This window comes from Conexibacter sp. SYSU D00693 (genome assembly GCF_017084525.1).
In the GTDB taxonomy this organism is placed as follows: Bacteria; Actinomycetota; Thermoleophilia; order Solirubrobacterales; family Solirubrobacteraceae; genus Baekduia.
This window is the reverse complement of sequence record NZ_CP070950.1, coordinates 2,705,861-2,723,212: the sequence shown is the minus strand read 5'-3', so window position 1 is coordinate 2,723,212 and position 17,352 is coordinate 2,705,861. Positions and strand designations below refer to the sequence as shown.

Genomic DNA, 17,352 nt, shown 5'->3' with positions numbered 1-17,352 from the left:
GGAGACCGGGGGCCGTCGTCGTTGCTAGGCCGGGTCGAGCTCGGCGTCGGCCGAGCGCGCGCGCCGCGCCGCCGCCTCGGCGACCAGCGCCTCGAAGAGGGCGAGGTGCTCGGGGCGCTCGATGAGCGTCTCGGCGTGCCACTGCACGCCGAGGAAGAGGTGGCCGACGGTGTCGTCCTCGATGCCCTCGACGGTGCCGTCGGGCGCCCACGCGACGGCGCGCAGGCCCTCGCCCAGGACGTCGACGCCCTGGTGGTGGAAGGAGTTGACGGCGGCCTCGCGGCCCGCGCCCATGATCTCGGCCAGCCGCGAGTCGTCCTCCACGCGGACCATGTGCGTCGGCTCGCGTCCCGGCGCGGACTGGCGGTGCTCGAGCTCGTCGGAGACGACGTCGGGCAGGTGCTGGTGCAGCGTCCCGCCGCGGGCGACGTTGAGCGCCTGGGCGCCGCGGCAGATCCCGAGCACGGGGAGGCCGAGGCGGTCGGCGGTGCGGGCGACGGTGAGCTCGAAGACGTCGAGCTGCGGCTCGGTCTCGCCGAGCTCCGGGTGCGGGTCGGCGTGGTAGGCGATGGGGTCGATGTCCGGGCCGCCCGACAGGCAGATGCCGTCGAGCCCCAGCAGCAGCGGCTCGACCGCGTCGTTGGGCAGCGGCGGCAGGACCACCGGCAGGCCGCCCGCGCGCTCGACGGCGCGCGCGTAGGTCATGCCGAGCGCCATCTCGTTCTGGGGCGGGTCGCTCTGCGGAAGCGGGTCGGTGTGCTCCTTGCGGCGGACCTCGGAGGTCGTGACGCCGATGATCGGCCGTCGCGTCACCGAGCGCGGACCCACGTGTCCTTCGCCCCGCCCTCGCGGGAGGAGTTCACGACCATCTCGCCCTCGCGGAGGGCGACGCGCGTCAGGCCGCCAGGCATGGCCCGGACGCTACCGCCCGTCCCGGAGAACACGAAGGGCCGCAGGTCGACGTGGCGGGGCGCGAGCGCGTCACCCACCACCGTCGGGTGCGTCGAGAGCTGCACGAGCTCCTGGACGACGTAGGCGTCGGGCCGGGCGCCGAGCTCGCGGCGCGCCTGCTCGAGCTCGTCGGGCGTGGCCAGCGGGCAGAGCACCACGCCCTTGCCGCCGTGGCCGCCGCGCGGCTTGACGACGAGCTCCTCGAGGCGGTCCAGGAGCTCGGCGCGGCCCTCGGGGTCGCCGGGGTCGAAGGTCCGCACGCCGCGCACGAGCGGCTCCTCGCCCAGGTAGAGGCGCACGAGGTCGTCGACGTAGGCGTGCACGAGCTTGTCGTCGGCCACGCCCGTGCCGGGCGCGTTGACGACGCCGAGCGTGCCGGCGCGCAGCGGCCCGGCCAGCACCTGCCCGATCGGCGAGTCGAGCCGGTTCTCGTCGGTGCGGCGGTACACGACGTCCAGCGGCGCACGCCGCGCGCCGTCGAAGCGCAGCAGCCGGCCGTCCTCGACGCGCAGCTCGTCGGGCAGGACGATCGGCACGTCGACGAGCCGCGCGAGCGTCCGGTGCTCCCACCACGCGGAGTCCTCCGGACCGGCGCTGAGCAGCGCGATGCGCGGCGGGTCGGGCGCGCCGGGCGGGGCCGCCGCGACGAGGACGTCGCGCAGGAGCGTCGCGGCGTCGTCGAGGCCGCGCGGCTCGTCCTCGGGCGCGACGTCCAGCGCGCCGCGCACCGCGGCGCGGATGCCCAGGGCGAAGGCCAGGCCGCTGGGCACGCGCGTGTTGTCCTCCAGGACCTCGAGCGTCCCGTCGGCGGTGCGCACGACGTCGAGCCCGGCCACGCCGATGCGCGGCGTGCCGTGGTCGGGCAGCTCGCCGACCGCCCGCTCGAAGAACTCGGCGGTCTCGATGACGCGCGCGGGCACGACGCCCTCGGCGACGCAGCGGCGCGCGCCGTAGGCGTCGGCGACGAAGGCCTCGAGGGCGCGCACGCGCTGGGCCAGCCCCGCCTCGAGCGCCGCCCACTCGCCGGCCGCGAGCACGCGCGGCACGGGATCGACGTGGAACGCGACGTCGCGGCCATCCACGCGGAAGGCCATGCCCTGCGCTGCCGCCGCCTCGCGCACGGCGTCCGCGGCGGCGGCGAGGCCGCGCGCCCGCACGGCGGCGAGGGGGCCGGCGGTGTGCGGGTGGGGCGCGCCGCCGGGCGCCAGCGCCTCGTCGAAGGGGTCCACGCCTCCGGGTCCTCCCCCTCGACGGGCTAGAGCACGCGCGCCTTGCGCAGGACGAGGTAGGACAGCCAGATCCCGACGGCGAACAGCGGCAGGCCCATCGCGACGCGCGCGGCGCCGAGCACGACGACCGCGCCCGCGAGGTACAGCGGCGCCTGGACGGCGATCCGGGCGAGGAACAGGCCGACCCAGATCCAGCTCGCGCGCGAGTAGGCCCTGACCTTCACCGGGTCCTCGCGCCAGGCCATGCCCTCGCCGGTGACCGCGCCCACGAGGACGCCGAGCAGCGGGTAGCCGACGAGGATCGAGATCGCGTAGGCCGCGGCGTAGGCCAGGTTGATGAACAGCCCCGGCAGGTAGAAGTCCTCGGCCCGGCCGGTCTTGTTGGCGATGAAGGCGGCGATGGCGACGCCGACGACGCCGGCCAGGGCGAACTGCAGGGTCTCGCGCCGCAGGAGCCGGGCGATCGTCAGGCAGGCCCCCACCGCCACGGCGATGAGCGCCGAGAGCTCGAGGTCCGAGCCCGAGATCGCGTAGGCGATGGCGAACGCGCCCGCCGGCAGCGAGGACTCGAGGATGCCCAGGCGGCCGCCGAGCGCCTCGGCGAGCGCGACGGCGCCCTCGGGGCGCGGGCCGGTGTCGGGCTCGGCCGGCTGGGACGCCGCGTCGCTCACCGGACGCTCGCCGTCCGCGCCCGCTTGGCGCGCTGCTTCGCGGCGGCCTCCTCGGCGGCCTGGACCTCGGCGCGCACCGGCGCGCCCCACGAGCCGTCGACCGCGGCCAGCACGCCGCCGTCGAGCTCGCAGTTCACGCAGAAGCGCGAGCGGCCCCACGAGATCGCGCGCGCGAGCACCTGCGACGCGTAGTCCACGCCGGTGAGGTCGTGGCCGTAGTAGTCGTAGGCGGCGCGCCACGCGCTCGCGTCGAGCTGCGCCCCGGCGCCCGAGTCGCGCAAGAGCGCGGCGGCGGCCATGATCGCGTCGAAGTCGTCGTACGGCGACGGGTGCTCGGCGGTCCGGTGGTTGTAGGAGGCGGGCCGTGCCGCCGCGCGGTGGGCGTGGCGGTAGCGCTCCCAGGTGCTGACCGGGCCGTTGGTGACGTTGAACTGCATCGGCCCCGCGCAGCAGCGCGCGAAGTTCAGCCCGCGGTACGTCGTCGGGTGCGTGGAGAACGCGGTCTCCTGCTTGTGGATCGAGGCGAGCAGCAGCCAGTTGACCCCGTAGGCCTTCGAGGCGCGCTCGTAGATCGGGTAGAAGGCGGCGACCCAGCCGGCGCGCACGTGCTCGCGGTCGTTGGCGGCGAAGCGGCGCTCGTCGAGCGACACCCGCACGGCGGTCGGGGCGGGCGCGGCGCGCACGGCGGCCACCGGCGAGGCCTGGGGCGAGGGGACGGGTGCGGGCGACGGCTGGGCGGGCGGCTGCGCGGCGGCGGCCGGGGCGGCCGCCACCGGCGGGGTCGCGGGACGGGCGGGCGCATCCTCCGTGGCGCCGCCACCGGTCGCGAGCAGCGCCAGCACGACGAGGACCGCGGCCGTCGACCCGCCGCCGAGCAGCAGCCACAGCGGCCCGCGGTCGCGGGCAGGGGCGGACAGCCCTGGAGGGACGGAGGACGGCACGGCGACGAGGGATGGTAGAGCGCCGTCGTCCGCATCCCGTCAGCGGCGACGCCTAGTCTCCGGCGCCGATGGACGACCTGCTCAAGCGTGTCGCCGACGCCGGCCTGCACGTGACCGCCGCCGAGGAGGCCCTCGACGCCGGCGAGCGCCAGAGCGCCGAGGACGCGCTCGACGCCGCCGACGCGGAGCTGACCGCGCTGCGCGAGCGCTGGCCGGCGATGGGCGCCGCCGAGCGGACCGTCGTCGGGCGCACCGCCGGGCCGGTCCGCGCGCGCCTGGACGCCGCGCGCAAGCGCCTGCCCCCGGTGCGCGCCGTCTCGCAGGCGCCGGTCGAGGTCGACCCCGAGCAGGACGAGGCGCCCGAGGACGACGGCCCGCCGCCCGCGGCCTAGAGCCCGGGCGGGTGGCGCACGGTGAAGCCCGCCACGCTGCGGGTGCTCGCCTGCCAGCGCGTGCCCGCGTCGGCGCGGCCCGAGGTGTCGAAGCGCAGGCCGGCGACGACCATGAAGGCGTGCTCGGCGTTGGCGTAGATCGTCACCCACTTGCCGGGCCCCGGCTTGCCCCAGTCCGCCAGCGAGCCGGAGGTCATCGGGCCCTCGATGTAGCCGGCGGTCGCCAGGGCGTAGGAGATCGAGCCCGAGCAGTCGTAGGCCGAGTCCTGCCAGATCTCGTCGGGGTTGCGCCCGTGCCCGCCGCCGTAGACGTAGGGCTTGCGGGCGACCTCGTTGGCCCCGCGCATCAGCGCGACGAGCCGGCGCGGCGCGGTCGGCGGCACGATCGCCCTGCCGCTGGCGTCGACGCTCGCGCGGTCGACGTCCGTCGCGCCCTCGCCGCCGTAGGCCTGGCGCAGCGCGGCCTGGACCTCGGCGTCGGTCGGCGCGCCCTCCGCGACGCGGTCCTCGGCGACCGCGTCGTCCTGCGCGCGGTCCTGGCGGTCGCCGGCGCCGACGCGCGCCGCGTCGGCCTGGCGCTCGGCCTGCGCGGCGTCGCGCCGCGCGGCGTCCTCGGCCACGATCGACGACGGGTCGCGCGGGGGCAGGTAGGGCGGCTCGACCTCCCACGCGCGCAGCGCGTCGGTCCCGCCCGCGCCGCAGCCCGCGACGACCGACGCGACGACGACGAGCAGGCACGCGAGCACCCGGGGCACGGACGTGATGCTACGCGAGGTCGCCCAGCGCCTCGGCAGCAGCGCGGGAGCCCGAGCGCAGGGCCCCGTCCATGTAGCCGTTCCACACCGTCGCGGTCTCGGCGCCGGCCCAGTGGACCCGCTGGTGGGGCCGGCGGATCGCCTCGCCGAAGTCGAGCAGGACGCCCGGCGGCGTGAAGCCGACGTAGCACCCGCGCGTCCAGCGCTCGGCCGACCAGTCCATCTCCACGTAGGCCTTCGGGCGCGAGGCGCGATCGCCGAAGAAGTCGGCGAAGCAGCGCAGCACCGCGGCCTTGCGGTCGGCGGCCGAGCGGCGTGCCCAGACGCGGGCGGCGTGGCCCTCGATGAAGCCCAGCAGCACGCCGGGGCGGCCGTCGGGCGGCGAGTTGTCGAACGTGATGCGCACGGGGTCGGCGTCCGAGGTGACCTGTCCCGCGAGGCCGTCGGCCCGCCAGAACGGCTCGTCGTAGACCGCCTGGCACTTGATCGCGTTGCCCTGCGGGAAGCGCTGCAGCAGCTGGGCCCGATCGGCCGGCAGCCAGGGCTCCCAGTCGATCGACGCGGTCACCGCGGGCGGCGCGGTCACGACGACGCTGCGCGCCCGCCACGTCGCCGTGTCGCAGACGACGTCGACGCTGCCCTTGCGCTGGACGACCCGGCGCACGGGCGAGCCGAGCTTCACGCGGCGCTTGCCCAGCCGCTCGGCCAGCCCGAGGACGATGCGCTGCGAGCCGCCGACGAAGCGCTGCTCCTGGGCGCCGCCGGCGGTGTTGATGAGCCGGTTGAGCGACCCGCCGCCGCCCGCCGGCCCGGCGCCGCGGATGTAGGCCAGGACGTGCAGGAGCGAGACGTCGCGCGGCTCGCAGGCCCACACCGCCTCGATGGCGAGGTCGAGCAGCAGCCGCGCGCCCGGCGTGTGCGCGTTGGCGAGCTTCCAGGTCTCGAAGGTCTGGCTGTCCCACTCGGCGGCGCGCGGCGCCTTCCACGGCGCCTCGACCGGCACGGTGGCCGCCATCTGGTCGAGCTGGGCGATGGCCAGGAACGCCTCGGGGGCGCCGAGCAGGTCGGGCGGCACCGGCCCGAGCGGCCCGGTGGGGCTGTAGCGCTCGCGCCTGCCGCCGGCGGCGTAGAGGTACGAGCCCTGGTCGTAGGTGGGGAACGTGTCGACGCCCAGCTCGCGCGCCAGGCCGAGCAGCACGTCCTGCGTCGGGCCGACCCACTGGCCGCCGACCTCGATGACCTCCCCCTCGCCGAGGGCGTGGTTGAGCAGGCGCCCGCCGACGCGGTCGCGCGCCTCGAGCACCACGACCGACCTCCCGGCCGCCACGACGTCGAGGGCGGCGCGCAGGCCGGCCAGGCCCGCGCCGACCACCACGACGTCGGTCCTGCGCGGCGCCCGGCGCCGGGGCGCGGGCTTGGCGCCCGCGGACGGGGGGAGGGCGGCCGCTCCGGCGGCGCCCGCCGCGGTGCCGAGCAGCCCGCGGCGCGTGACGGTCCTGGACACGTGGGCAAGCCAACCAGAGGGCGCGACCTCGCGCCGCAGTCCGTACGATGTCGGCCAGTGGACCGCCGCCGGGCCCTCCTGCCGCTGCTCGCCGCCGCCCTGCTCGGGCTCGTGCTGGCGTGCGCGTGCACGGCCGGCGTGCTGGACGCCTCGGTGCTGCACGCGCTGCCGCTGCTCGTGCTCGCGCTGCCGCTCCTCGCGGGCCGCTACGTCGGTGAGGACCGCCTCGCCGCCCTCGCCGCCGTCGTGCGGGCCCGTCGCGCCCGGCCCGTCGGCGCCGCGCTCCCGCGGCTGCGCCGCCCGGTGGTGCGCGTCGCCCGCGGCGGCCGCCTCATCGCGGCGTCGCTGGCCGAGCGCGGGCCGCCCGCGCTCGCCCTCGCGCGCTAGCTGAAGGCCCGGCTCGCCGTCGGGTCCGCGTGCGCGCGCACGCCATCGACCCGACCCACGCGAACCACCGAGGAGGCACGCCATGGCGCGCCGGTCCCTGGGCGTCGCGGCGGCGCTGCTCGCGCTCGCCATGCCCGCCACCGCCCTCGCCCACGAGGGCAGCCCGAACTTCCTGTCCGTCATCCAGTCCAAGCCGCAGGTCCGCGGCCTGCACCTCGAGGTGCTCAACCGCGACGACCGCCTCGCGCTGGTCAACCGCACGGGCGAGGACGTCGTCATCGAGGGCTACCGCCCCGGCGAGCAGTACGCCCGTGTCCGTGCCGACGGGACCGTCCAGGTCAACGAGAACTCCGAGGCGACCTACACCAACGAGGAGCGCTACGGCGCGAAGGTCCCCGACGGCGTGCGGCCCGGCGCGGCACCCAGGTGGCGCACGATCGACCGCTCGGCGCGCTTCGAGTGGCACGACCACCGCATCCACTGGATGTCGAAGACCGACCCCCCGCTGCGCCGCCCCAAGGACGAGCGCCAGCAGGTGACGCGCTGGACGGTGCCGATCGCCGTCGGCGGCGATGAGGACGCGATCCGCGGCGAGCTGCTGTGGACGCCCGTCGAGGACGGCGGCGGCATGCCGGTCGGGGCGGTCGTCGGCCTCCTCGCCGTCGTGGTGCTCGGGGGCGCGGCGGTCGTGGTGTCCCGCCGGCGGCGGGGCGCGGGCGAGGGCGGCACGGACGCGGCCGGCGCCGGCGGCCGCGAGGCGTGGTGAGGCGGGCCCTCTTCCTCGCGCTGGTCGCGCTGCTCGCCCTCCCGGCGGCGGCGCAGGCCCATGCCCGCCTGGTCGGGACGGCGCCCGAGCGGGGCGCGACCCTGCGCGCCGCCCCGCAGGAGGTCGTCTTCCGCTTCAACGAGCCGGTCGAAGCCGCGTTCGGCGCCGTGCGCGTCTACGACGGCACCGGCAAGGAGGTCGACGACCGGCGGCTGCGCAGCCCCGGGGGCGACAGCCACCGGGTCGCCGTCGGCCTGCCGCGAGGCCTGGCGGACGGGACGTACACCGCGGTCTACCGGCTGATCAGCGCCGACGGACACCCGATCTCGGGCGGCCTGGTGTTCAGCGTCGGCGAGGCCGGCGCAGGACCGTCCCAGACGATCGACGAGCTGCTCGGGGCCAGCTCGGGTCCCGTGACCGGGACGGCCTTCTCGGTGGCGCGCGCGACGACGTACGCCGCGACCGCCGTGGTCCTCGGCGGGCTGCTCGTCCTCGGGCTGTGCTGGCTGCCGGCGGTCGCGGGCCTCGGCCTGGGCGCCGGCCTCGTCGCGGCGCGGGCCGCGCTGCGCGCGCGGGCCCAGCGCCTCCTCGCCGCGGGCGCCCTGGCCGGGCTCGTCGCCGGCGCGGCCGGCCTCGTCCTCCAGGGTGCGGTGGCCGGCGGCACGTCGTTCTGGACCGCGCTGGACCCCGACGTCGTGCGCGAGGTCCTCGAGACGCGGCTCGGCACGGCCTACGGCGTGCGCGAGGGCGCGTGGCTCGCCCTGCTCGCCGGCGTCCTCGTGCTCGCGCGCCGGGCGCTGCCGCGCCCGAGGGTCCTCGCGGCCCTCCTCGCGCTCCCGCTCGTGGTGCTCGCCGCGGCGCCCGCGCTCGGCGGCCACGCCGGCGTGACCTCCCCGCGCGGGCTCACCGCGACCTCCGACGTCGTGCACGTCGTCGCCATGAGCGCCTGGCTCGGCGGCCTCGCCCTGCTCCTGCTCGCCCTCCCGCGCGCGACCGCGCAGCTCGAGCCCGCCGACCGCACGAAGCTCCTGGCGGCCGTCCTCACCCGCTTCTCGCCGCTCGCGCTGGCGTGCGTCGTCGCGCTGCTCGTCACCGGGACGGTCCAGTCGGTGATCCACCTCACCGCCTTCTCCGAGCTGCTGGACACCGCCTTCGGCCGGGCGATCCTCGTGAAGGTCGTCCTGCTCGCCGGCCTCATCGCGCTCGGGGCGGTCAACCAGCGTCGCGTCGTGCCCGCCCTCCGGCACGCCGCCGCCACCGGCCGGACCCCGGGCGGACCGGGCGTCCTGCTGCGCCGCACGCTGCGCGGCGAGGTGGTCCTCGCGCTCGCCGTCCTGGGCGCCACCGGGGCGCTCACGGGCTACGCGCCCCCGGCGTCCTCCGCCGGCGGCCCGTTCGCCGAGCGCGTCGCGATCGGCCCGCTCGACGCCGACGTGACGGTCGACCCCGCCGGCGTCGGCCCCAACGAGCTGCACCTCTACCTCTTCCGCCGCAGCGACGGCGCGCAGTTCGAGGGCGCCAAGGAGGTCACCGCGACGATGGCGCTGCCCGGCGGCGACATCCCCGAGCTGCCCGTGACGCTGCGCCTGAGCGGCCCCGGCCACTACGTCGCCGACCGGTTCGCCGTCGGGCGCACCGGCACGTGGCGCCTGCGGGTCGTCGTCCGCGTCAGCGACTTCGACGAGTTCCGCAAGGACGTGGACGTGCGGGTGCGGTGATGAGCACGCTGCTGCTCAGCCTGCTCCCGGCGGCGCTCCTCGCCGTCGCGCTCCTCGCCGGGCGCTTCCCGGGCGAGCGCGCGCTCGAGGGGGCCCGGGCGCTCGTCGCCCGCCGGCGCCACCGTCCGCGCCGCCGCGTGCCCGGCCTCCTCGCCGTCGCGCTCGCCCCGCTCGTGCGCGTCCCGCGCGGCGCGTGCCTCGTCGGCTGCGCCATCGCCTCCCGTCCTCCTCCTGGCCTGCGCAGGAGCCCAGAGACCTGTCGCACACCACCAAGGAGCCATCGCATGACCCGCAGGACCATCACCGCCGCGACCGCCCTCGCCGCGCTCGCGCTGCCGGCCGCCGCCGGCGCCCACGTCACCGTCCAGCCCCAGGAGCTCGAGGCCGGCGCCTTCAAGCGCGTCGACGTCCGCGTGCCCAACGAGCGCGACGACGCCTCGACGCGCAAGGTCGAGGTGCAGTTCCCGCCCGGCGTCGCCACCGCGAGCTACGAGCCGGTCCCCGGCTGGAGCGTCGAGGTGACGACCCGCAAGGCGGCCAAGCCGATCGAGATGCACGGCGAGACCTCGACGGAGGAGGTCGACACCGTCACGTTCACCGCCGACAGCCGCGACGACGCGATCCCGCCGGGCGCGTTCCGCGACTTCGGCCTGTCGATCCGCGTGCCCGACACGGTCGGCAAGGCGACCTTCAAGGCGCTGCAGACCTACACCGGCGGCGAGGTGGTGCGCTGGATCGGCCCGGAGGACGCCGACAAGCCGGCGCCCACCGTCGAGGTCGACGAGGCCGACGACGACGCCCACGGCGGCGGTGGCGCGACCGCGCAGACGGCCGACACGGCGGCGCCCGCGCCGGTGGTCGACGACGACGCCGAGGACGACGGCGGCTCGGACGGCCTGGCCGTCGCGGCACTGGCGGTGGGGGCGCTCGGCCTGGTCGCCGGCGGTGCCGCACTGGCTCGCGGGCGCACCGCGTAGGGGAGGATCACGCCATGGCGTCGCGAGAGGACCGCAAGCGCGAGGCGCGCGAGGCGCGCCTCGCCCACGAGGAGCAGGAGGCGGCGAAGGCCCGGCAGGCCCGGCGCCTGCGGATGCTCGGCGCCGTGGTGGCCGCCGCGGTCGTCCTGGTCGTCGTGGCCGTGCTGGTGTCCAGCGGCGGCGACGACGAGACGTCGCCGCCGGTCACCGCCGACCGCAGCGCCCAGGTCGTCCGCGAGGTCGCCCGGTCGCTGGACGGGATCCCGCAGGACGGCCTCGTGCTCGGGCGCAAGGACGCGCCCGTCACGATGGTCGAGTTCGCCGACCCGCAGTGCCCCTTCTGCGGCGAGTTCGCCACGCAGGCGCTGCCCGCGATCGTCGAGCAGGAGGTCCGCGCCGGGCGGCTGAAGGTCGAGCTGCGGCTGCTGACCTTCCTCGACGACAACCTCGGCACCGACGACTCGCAGAAGATCGCGCGGCTCGCGCTCGCGGCCGCCCAGCAGGACCGCCTCTGGCACGTCGCCGAGGCGGCGTACCGCCTGCAGGGCCAGGAGGGCTCGCGCTACGCGACCGACGCGTTCCTGCGCGGGCTCGTCACCGGGGTTCCGGGGCTCGACGGCCCGCGGGCGCTCGCCGCCACGGGCAGCGACCCCGTCACCCGGGAGCTCGGGGCGGCCGTGACGGCCCAGAACCGCTACGGCGTGCGGTCGACGCCGACGTTCCTGATCGGGCGCACCGGCCAGGAGCTCGAGCCGTTCGAGCCGTCCTCGCTGACCGCGCAGCCGTTCGTCGAGCGCGTCCGGGAGCTGGCCGGCGCGTGAGGCCGCTCGACCGCGCCGCCGTCGCGCTCGCCGTCCTGGGCGTCGGCATCGCCGGCTACCTGACGGTCGCGCACTACGGGGGCATCGACCCCGTGTGCACGAGCGGCGGCGGGTGCGAGCGGGTCCAGACCAGCGAGTACGCCGACCTCGCCGGGGTCCCGGTCGCCCTGCTCGGGCTGCTGGGCTACGTCGCGATCCTCGCGGCGCTGCTGCTCCCCGGCGAGGCGGCGCTGCTGGCGGCGGCCGGGCTCGCCGTCGGCGGGCTGCTGTTCAGCGGCTACCTGCAGTTCCGCTCCTTCGTGACGCTCGAGGAGCACTGCGTCTGGTGCATCGCCAGCGCGCTGACGATGACCGCGCTGTGCGGGGCCTGCGTGGCCCGGGTGCTGCGCGCGCCCTGACCGCGTGGCAGGAGGGTGTACCCTACGTAGGGCGTGAAGAAGACCAGCCTCTACCTCGAGCCGGAGCTGGACGAGGCGCTCGCCCGGCGAGCGACCGAGGAGGGCCTGACGAAGGCGGAGCTCATCCGCCGCACGCTGGCGGCCACCGTCGCCCGCCCGCCCCGCCGGCGCCCCCGCGCCGTCGGCGTGCTCGACGGCCCGCGCACCCTGTCGACGGACCCCGAGGCCTGGCGCTAGCGGCGTGGCCGTCGTCGTGGACACCTCGTACCTGCTCGCGCTGGCCAACGCCGGCGACGACCACCACGAGGCGGCCCGCGACTGGCTCGCCGTCGCCGACGACGACCTCGTGACCTCGCCGCTGGTCGTGGCGCAGGTGGAGGCCGTCCTGCACCGCCTCGGCGGCCCCGCGGCCGCCGAGGCGTTCTGGGAGGACCTCGACGCCGGCGCCTACGTCGTCCGCTGGTGGGCCGACGCCCTGACCGAGTCGATCGCCATCGCCCGAGCGGGTAGGGAGGTCGTCGTGGACCTCGTCGAGGCGTCGCTCGTGGCCGTCGCGGCCCGTGCGCGGACCCGCCACATCGCCACCTTCCGCACCGAGGCGCTCCGGCGCCTGACCACCGCACAGGGCGAGCCCTTCGTCCTGCACCCGACCGACACCTGAGAGGAACCCGACATGGCCGACCACCCGAACAGCTTCGGTGCCCGCGACACGCTCGACGTCGGCGGCGCCAAGCACGAGGTCTTCCGCCTCGACGCGCTGCAGTCGAAGTTCGACGTCGCCCGCCTGCCGTACTCGCTCAAGGTGCTGCTGGAGAACCTCCTGCGCACGGAGGGCAACGGCGCGGTCGAGGCCGGGGACATCGAGGCGCTGGCCACGTGGGACGCGAAGGCCGAGCCCTCCGAGGAGATCGCCTTCACGCCCGCGCGCGTGGTCATGCAGGACTTCACCGGCGTCCCGGCCGTCGTCGACCTCGCGGCGATGCGCGACGCGATGGCCGAGCTGGGCGGCGACCCGTCGAAGATCGAGCCGCTCGTCCCCGCGGAGCTCGTCATCGACCACTCCGTGCAGGTCGACGTGTTCGGCACGCGCGACGCGTTCGCCCGCAACGCCGAGAAGGAGTTCGAGCGCAACCGCGAGCGCTACGAGTTCCTCAAGTGGGGCCAGGGTGCCTTCGAGACGTTCAAGGTCGTCCCGCCGGACACGGGCATCGTCCACCAGGTCAACCTCGAGTACCTCTCCCGCGTCGTCTTCGTCGACGACAAGACCGGTCGTGCCTACCCCGACACGCTGGTCGGGACCGACTCGCACACGACGATGGTCAACGGCCTCGGCGTGCTGGGCTGGGGCGTGGGCGGCATCGAGGCGGAGGCGGCGATGCTCGGCCAGCCGATGTCGATGCTCATCCCGCAGGTCGTCGGCTTCCGCCTGACGGGCGACCTGCCCGAGGGCGCGACGGCGACGGACCTCGTCCTCACCGTCACCGAGCTGCTGCGCCAGACCGGCGTCGTGGGCAAGTTCGTCGAGTTCTTCGGCGCCGGCGTCTCGCGGCTCTCCCTGGCCGACCGGGCGACGATCGGCAACATGAGCCCGGAGTTCGGCTCGACGTGCGCGATCTTCCCGATCGACAAGGAGACCCTGCGCTACCTGCAGTTCACCGGGCGGCCCAAGGAGCTCGTGGACCTCGTCGAGGCCTACGCCAAGGAGCAGGGCATGTGGCACGACGAGCACGCCGAGGAGCCGACGTACTCGCAGGTCGTCGAGCTCGACCTGTCCACCGTCGTCCCGTCGCTCGCCGGGCCCAAGCGCCCGCAGGACCGCGTCTCGCTGTCGGAGGCCAAGACGGAGTTCCGCGAGGCCCTCACGGACTACGCGGACGAGAGCGCCGGCTCGGACCGCAAGCCGGGCGTGCCGCCGCAGGACGCCGACGCGGGCAAGGGCGCCGACGACGAGGTCTCCGAGACCTTCCCGGCGTCGGACCCCGTGAGCTCCGAGGCGCCGGGCAACGGCCACGGCCGCGCCGGTGAGCCCGAGCGCGAGCACGGCCACTCGAACGTCGCCACCCGCGCCTCGAACGCCACGAAGGTGACGATGGACGGCGAGGAGTTCGAGCTCGACCACGGCCACGTCGTCATCGCCGCGATCACGTCGTGCACGAACACGTCGAACCCGTCGGTCATGCTCGGCGCGGGCCTGCTGGCGCGCAACGCCGTCGCCAAGGGCCTGGGTCGCAAGCCGTGGGTCAAGACGTCGCTGGCCCCGGGCTCGCTCGTCGTCACCGAGTACCTCGAGCGCGCGGGCCTGACCGACGACCTCGAGGCGCTCGGCTTCCACCTCGTCGGCTACGGCTGCACGACGTGCATCGGCAACTCGGGCCCGCTGCCCGACGAGATCAGCGCGGCGGTCAACGAGGCCGACCTGGCCGTCTGCTCCGTGCTGTCGGGCAACCGCAACTTCGAGGGGCGCATCAACCCCGACGTGAAGATGAACTACCTCGCGTCGCCGCCGCTCGTGGTCGCCTACGCGCTGGCCGGGACGATGGACTGGGACCCGTTCTCCGACCCGTTCCCGGGCAGCGACGTGATGCTGCGCGACATCTGGCCGGACTCCAAGGAGGTCGCGCGGACCGTCGAGGAGGCCGTGCAGTCCGACATGTTCCGCAAGTCCTACGCCCAGGTCTTCGACGGCGACGACAACTGGCGCTCGCTCGACGTCCCCGCCTCGGACCGCTACACGTGGGACGAGGAGTCGACGTACGTCGCCCGCGCGCCGTACTTCGACGGCATGGAGCCCGAGCCGACCCCGGTGGAGGACATCGAGGGCGCGAAGGTCCTCGCCAAGCTCGGCGACTCGGTCACGACCGACCACATCTCGCCGGCCGGCGCGATCAAGAAGGACGCGCCCGCGGGCCTGTACCTCCAGGAGCGCGGCGTCCAGCCCAAGGACTTCAACTCCTACGGCTCGCGCCGCGGCAACCACGAGGTGATGATCCGCGGCACCTTCGCCAACATCCGCCTGCGCAACCAGCTCGCGCCGGGCACCGAGGGCGGGGTCACCAAGAAGGACGGCCAGGAGACCTCGATCTACGAGGCCGCGCAGGAGTACGCGCAGGAGGGCACGCCGCTCGTGGTCCTCGGCGGCAAGGAGTACGGCTCGGGCTCGTCGCGCGACTGGGCCGCCAAGGGCACGAACCTCCTCGGCGTGCGCGCCGTCATCGCGGAGAGCTTCGAGCGCATCCACCGCTCGAACCTCGTCGGCATGGGCGTCCTGCCGCTGCAGTTCCCGGAGGGCGAGTCGGCCGACTCGCTGGGCCTGACCGGCGAGGAGACCTTCTCCATCACCGGCCTGGCCGAGCCGCTGAACGCCGGCGAGCTGCCGCGCGAGGTGCAGGTCACGGCGGGCGACACGGAGTTCACCGCCCGCGTGCGCATCGACACCCCGAAGGAGGCGGAGTACTTCCGCCACGGCGGGATCCTGCGCTACGTGCTGCGCCAGCTGGTGGCCGACGCGTAGCCGGGACTCAGGACGGGGCCGCGGCGCGCCTCGAGCGCGCCGCGAGCCGCACCGCGTCGAGCACGTCGGGGAGGTCCGCCGCCTTGTCCAGGAGGGCGGACGCCCCGGCGGCGGTCGCCGCCCGCTCCAGCTGCGGGCCGGCGTCGGCGGTGACCATCACGACCGCCGGCGCGTCGGGCAGCGCGCGCAGCGTCGCGCACAGCGCGATGCCGTCCTCGTCGCCCAGGCGGACGTCGAGCAGGACGACGTCGGGCCCGTGGCGTCGCGCCAGCGCCGTGGCCTGCGCGCCGGTCCCGGCCGCGCCCACGCTGACGAAGCCCGGCTCCGAGCGGAGCAGGGCCTCGAGACCCGCCCGCAGGGCGGGGTGGTCGTCGACGACGAGGACGCGGATCACGGCACCGCCATCTTCCCCCGCGCGGGGGACGACGGCGGTGCGGCTGGCCCTAGCCGTGAGCAGCAGGGGTCTGACCCCTGCTCCTCACGGCTGGATCGTCTGGCCCTGGATCGTCAGCGTGCCCAGGGCGGTGCCGGGCTGGAAGGCGGTGCCGAGCGTCGCGTTCAGGGCGCGCGCGGCGTTGGCGTTGAGCGCCACGCGGATGCCCGCCACCGTGAACGACCCGCCCGAGGTGACGGGTCGGGCGTCGCCGAGCGTCAGGTCGCCGATCGCCACCCGGTCGCCCTGGTAGTTCAGCCGCACGGCGAGGGTCGGCGTGGCGTCGAAGCGCACGAGGGGGTCGGTGAGGCTGATCGAGCTCGCGCCGCGCACGAACTTCACGCCGCCGCCGTGGTCGACCGTGCCGGTCTGCAGCGCGGGGGCCACGATGCTGCGCCGGCCGATGGGGAAGGCCAGCGTCCCCGCCGCCGGGACCGTCGCCGGCGGGACCTCGCCGAACGACGCGCCCGCGGCCGTCACGGCCTGGGCGAACGCCGGCTCGAGGGCGAGCTGGGTCGTGCCGCGCAGCTGCACCGTGTCACGCGGGGTGGCGCGGACCGAGGCATCGCCGAGGCGCAGGCTGCGCCGGAACGTCCGCGTGCCCAGCGCCCGGTTGAGGACCGAGGCGCCGCCGGAGGTGAACACGACGGCCGCGTCGGGCACGACGAGCGTCGCGCCGACGACGATCGCCGAGGTGGTGCGCGTCGAGAGGTTCAGGACGGTCACGCGCTCGCCGCGCACCCGGAAGCTCAAGCTCGACGTGGGGCCGAAGGTCACGCGGGGCGCGGTCAGCCGCACGACGCGCGAGCCGCGGCGCAGGGTCAGGGTCCCCCGGTGGGTCACGCTGCCCTGGGCGGTGAAGGTGTTGAGCTCCCCGCCCGTGGCGGGGAAGCGCTGGAGCGTCACGCCGCGGGCCCCGCCCGACAGGGACACGCGGATGCCGCTGTCGGCGAGGCGGCCGACGAAGCTCTCGCGCAGGTGCAGGCGGGTCTCGCCGCCGCCGACGTCGATGGTCGGCGCGGACGGGGCGCTGTCGCCCTGGGCGCTCGCCGAGGCGGGCACCGCGGCAGCGAGGGCCAGGGCCGAGACGGCGGCGCAGCGCGCCAGGCAGGGGGGACGATGCACGAGCAGACCTCTCCTCGTCGGACGTGTGGGGCGCCTCCTACCCGAGCTGACGGGCTGTCACGCGGACGCCATTCCCGACTGCCCTGGTAGGTGTTAGGGTTCCCGAACACGATGGCCGACCAGCGCGTGACCCCCTTCTGCGACCAGGCCTGCCGGGCGTGCCCGCCGCTGGACGAGCTCGCCCTCGCCCTGGCCCTCGAGCTGCGCGAGGACGTCGACGTCGCCGGCGCGCGTGCCGCGCTCGACGAGCTCGCGCTGCCGGCGATGCCGGCCGGCGGCCTCACGCCCCAGGGCCAGGGCTACGCGCTGCTGGACGCCACCGCGCACCTGCGCCCGGCGACGCGGGGCGGCGGCCTCGGGGCCTTCGCGCTGGACCGCGTGCTCGCCACCGGCACCGGCCACCCGTCGATGCTCGCGGTCGTCCAGGCCGAGGTCGCGCGCCGCGCGGGCCTCGCGATGACCACCGCGGGCTTCGGGGGCCGGCTGTTCGTCGTGCACCGTCGCGGCGGTCCCGTCCCGGTCGTCCTCGAACCGGGCGCCACGCAGCTGACGGCGCCGGCCGACCTCCCCGACACGCTGCACTGGCGCTGCTCGCACCAGGTCGCCTTCACGGTCCTGGGCGCGGCCGCCGCGGAGGCGTCCGCCTGCGGCGACCTGCGCCGTGCCTCGCGCGCGCTCGAGCTGCGCCTCGCCCTCCCGGTCGACGACGAGACGCGCCACCAGCTCGACCGCGACCTCAGGGCGCTGCGCGCCCGCTTCAACTAGCGCAGCGC

General features: G+C 76.1%; 19 protein-coding genes. 11 read left to right on the top strand and 8 right to left on the bottom strand.

Annotated features, from left to right (window positions below):
* Positions 1-24: 24 nt before the first annotated feature.
* From JUB12_RS13510 to JUB12_RS13495, 4 genes are read right to left on the bottom strand one after another with little or no spacing between them, the layout of a single operon-like run.
* Positions 25-813, bottom strand: a complete 789-nt coding sequence (locus JUB12_RS13510; RefSeq protein WP_205695947.1) for a gamma-glutamyl-gamma-aminobutyrate hydrolase family protein — start codon at positions 811-813, stop codon at positions 25-27.
* A complete protein-coding gene (locus JUB12_RS13505; RefSeq protein WP_205695946.1) occupies positions 810-2,180 on the bottom strand; it encodes a circularly permuted type 2 ATP-grasp protein in 1,371 nt (456 codons plus the stop codon). The genes JUB12_RS13510 and JUB12_RS13505 overlap by 4 nt, the downstream gene beginning before the upstream one ends.
* A 26-nt stretch (positions 2,181-2,206) precedes the next feature.
* A complete protein-coding gene (locus JUB12_RS13500; protein WP_205695945.1) occupies positions 2,207-2,851 on the bottom strand; it encodes a DUF3159 domain-containing protein in 645 nt (214 codons plus the stop codon).
* Complete coding sequence (locus JUB12_RS13495; protein WP_205695944.1) at positions 2,848-3,792, bottom strand: hypothetical protein; 945 nt, start codon at positions 3,790-3,792, stop codon at positions 2,848-2,850. The genes JUB12_RS13500 and JUB12_RS13495 overlap by 4 nt, the downstream gene beginning before the upstream one ends.
* A gap of 68 nt (positions 3,793-3,860) precedes the next feature.
* Here JUB12_RS13495 and JUB12_RS13490 point away from each other — a divergent pair, with 68 nt between their 5' ends.
* Positions 3,861-4,184: a hypothetical protein gene (locus JUB12_RS13490; protein ID WP_205695943.1), complete on the top strand. Its 324-nt coding sequence runs from the start codon at positions 3,861-3,863 to the stop codon at positions 4,182-4,184.
* Here the strand turns inward: JUB12_RS13490 and JUB12_RS13485 are convergent.
* Both JUB12_RS13485 and JUB12_RS13480 read right to left on the bottom strand, forming a co-directional pair.
* Positions 4,181-4,939, bottom strand: a complete 759-nt coding sequence (locus tag JUB12_RS13485; protein ID WP_205695942.1) for a hypothetical protein — start codon at positions 4,937-4,939, stop codon at positions 4,181-4,183. The two genes, JUB12_RS13490 and JUB12_RS13485, sit on opposite strands and share 4 nt — an antisense overlap.
* A gap of 10 nt (positions 4,940-4,949) precedes the next feature.
* Positions 4,950-6,443, bottom strand: coding sequence for a flavin monoamine oxidase family protein (locus JUB12_RS13480; RefSeq protein ID WP_241004262.1), 1,494 nt, complete (start codon positions 6,441-6,443; stop codon positions 4,950-4,952).
* A 57-nt stretch (positions 6,444-6,500) separates the two neighbouring features.
* Here JUB12_RS13480 and JUB12_RS13475 point away from each other — a divergent pair, with 57 nt between their 5' ends.
* The 9 genes from JUB12_RS13475 to JUB12_RS13435 all read left to right on the top strand — a co-directional run bounded on the left by JUB12_RS13475 (position 6,501) and on the right by JUB12_RS13435 (position 15,021).
* Positions 6,501-6,830, top strand: a complete 330-nt coding sequence (locus JUB12_RS13475) for a hypothetical protein (RefSeq protein WP_241004261.1) — start codon at positions 6,501-6,503, stop codon at positions 6,828-6,830.
* Between the two features lie 82 nt (positions 6,831-6,912).
* Entirely contained in the window at positions 6,913-7,596 is a 684-nt protein-coding gene (locus JUB12_RS13470; protein ID WP_205695941.1) for a hypothetical protein, read from the top strand.
* On the top strand, positions 7,593-9,314 hold the full coding sequence (locus JUB12_RS13465) for a copper resistance protein CopC (RefSeq protein WP_205695940.1): 1,722 nt from the start codon (positions 7,593-7,595) through the stop codon (positions 9,312-9,314). Before JUB12_RS13470 ends, JUB12_RS13465 begins: the two co-directional genes overlap by 4 nt.
* Positions 9,314-10,291, top strand: a complete 978-nt coding sequence (locus JUB12_RS13460) for a YcnI family protein (RefSeq protein ID WP_205695939.1) — start codon at positions 9,314-9,316, stop codon at positions 10,289-10,291. Before JUB12_RS13465 ends, JUB12_RS13460 begins: the two co-directional genes overlap by 1 nt.
* A 14-nt stretch (positions 10,292-10,305) precedes the next feature.
* A complete protein-coding gene (locus JUB12_RS13455; RefSeq protein WP_205695938.1) occupies positions 10,306-11,112 on the top strand; it encodes a thioredoxin domain-containing protein in 807 nt (268 codons plus the stop codon).
* Entirely contained in the window at positions 11,109-11,510 is a 402-nt protein-coding gene (locus JUB12_RS13450; RefSeq protein ID WP_205695937.1) for a vitamin K epoxide reductase family protein, read from the top strand. Before JUB12_RS13455 ends, JUB12_RS13450 begins: the two co-directional genes overlap by 4 nt.
* A 33-nt stretch (positions 11,511-11,543) precedes the next feature.
* The gene (locus JUB12_RS13445; RefSeq protein WP_205695936.1) at positions 11,544-11,747 is read left to right on the top strand and encodes a CopG family transcriptional regulator; all 204 of its coding nucleotides are present in this window, start codon (positions 11,544-11,546) and stop codon (positions 11,745-11,747) included.
* A 4-nt stretch (positions 11,748-11,751) separates the two neighbouring features.
* Positions 11,752-12,171, top strand: a complete 420-nt coding sequence (locus tag JUB12_RS13440; RefSeq protein WP_205695935.1) for a PIN domain-containing protein — start codon at positions 11,752-11,754, stop codon at positions 12,169-12,171.
* 12 nt (positions 12,172-12,183) lie between these two features.
* Complete coding sequence (locus JUB12_RS13435) at positions 12,184-15,021, top strand: aconitate hydratase (RefSeq protein ID WP_205695934.1); 2,838 nt, start codon at positions 12,184-12,186, stop codon at positions 15,019-15,021.
* A 7-nt stretch (positions 15,022-15,028) separates the two neighbouring features.
* Here JUB12_RS13435 and JUB12_RS13430 read toward each other — a convergent pair whose 3' ends face one another.
* Positions 15,029-15,415, bottom strand: coding sequence for a response regulator transcription factor (locus JUB12_RS13430; protein ID WP_205695933.1), 387 nt, complete (start codon positions 15,413-15,415; stop codon positions 15,029-15,031).
* An 84-nt stretch (positions 15,416-15,499) separates the two neighbouring features.
* Entirely contained in the window at positions 15,500-16,579 is a 1,080-nt protein-coding gene (locus JUB12_RS13425; protein WP_205695932.1) for a hypothetical protein, read from the bottom strand.
* Between the two features lie 111 nt (positions 16,580-16,690).
* Between JUB12_RS13425 and JUB12_RS13420 the strand changes: the two genes are divergently transcribed.
* Positions 16,691-17,344 (top strand): transglutaminase family protein, encoded by a 654-nt coding sequence (locus JUB12_RS13420; RefSeq protein ID WP_205695931.1) that lies wholly within the window; start codon positions 16,691-16,693, stop codon positions 17,342-17,344.
* The last annotated feature ends 8 nt before the right edge of the window (positions 17,345-17,352 follow it).

Bases quoted from the DNA above. Each gene is read 5' to 3' on its own strand.
- JUB12_RS13490 (WP_205695943.1), top strand. From the start codon at position 3,861: ATGGACGACCTGCTCAAGCGTGTCGCCGACGCCGGCCTGCACGTGACC.
- JUB12_RS13470 (WP_205695941.1), top strand. From the start codon at position 6,913: ATGGCGCGCCGGTCCCTGGGCGTCGCGGCGGCGCTGCTCGCGCTCGCC.
- JUB12_RS13460 (WP_205695939.1), top strand. From the start codon at position 9,314: ATGAGCACGCTGCTGCTCAGCCTGCTCCCGGCGGCGCTCCTCGCCGTC.
- JUB12_RS13455 (WP_205695938.1), top strand. From the start codon at position 10,306: ATGGCGTCGCGAGAGGACCGCAAGCGCGAGGCGCGCGAGGCGCGCCTC.
- JUB12_RS13435 (WP_205695934.1), top strand. From the start codon at position 12,184: ATGGCCGACCACCCGAACAGCTTCGGTGCCCGCGACACGCTCGACGTC.
- JUB12_RS13420 (WP_205695931.1), top strand. From the start codon at position 16,691: ATGGCCGACCAGCGCGTGACCCCCTTCTGCGACCAGGCCTGCCGGGCG.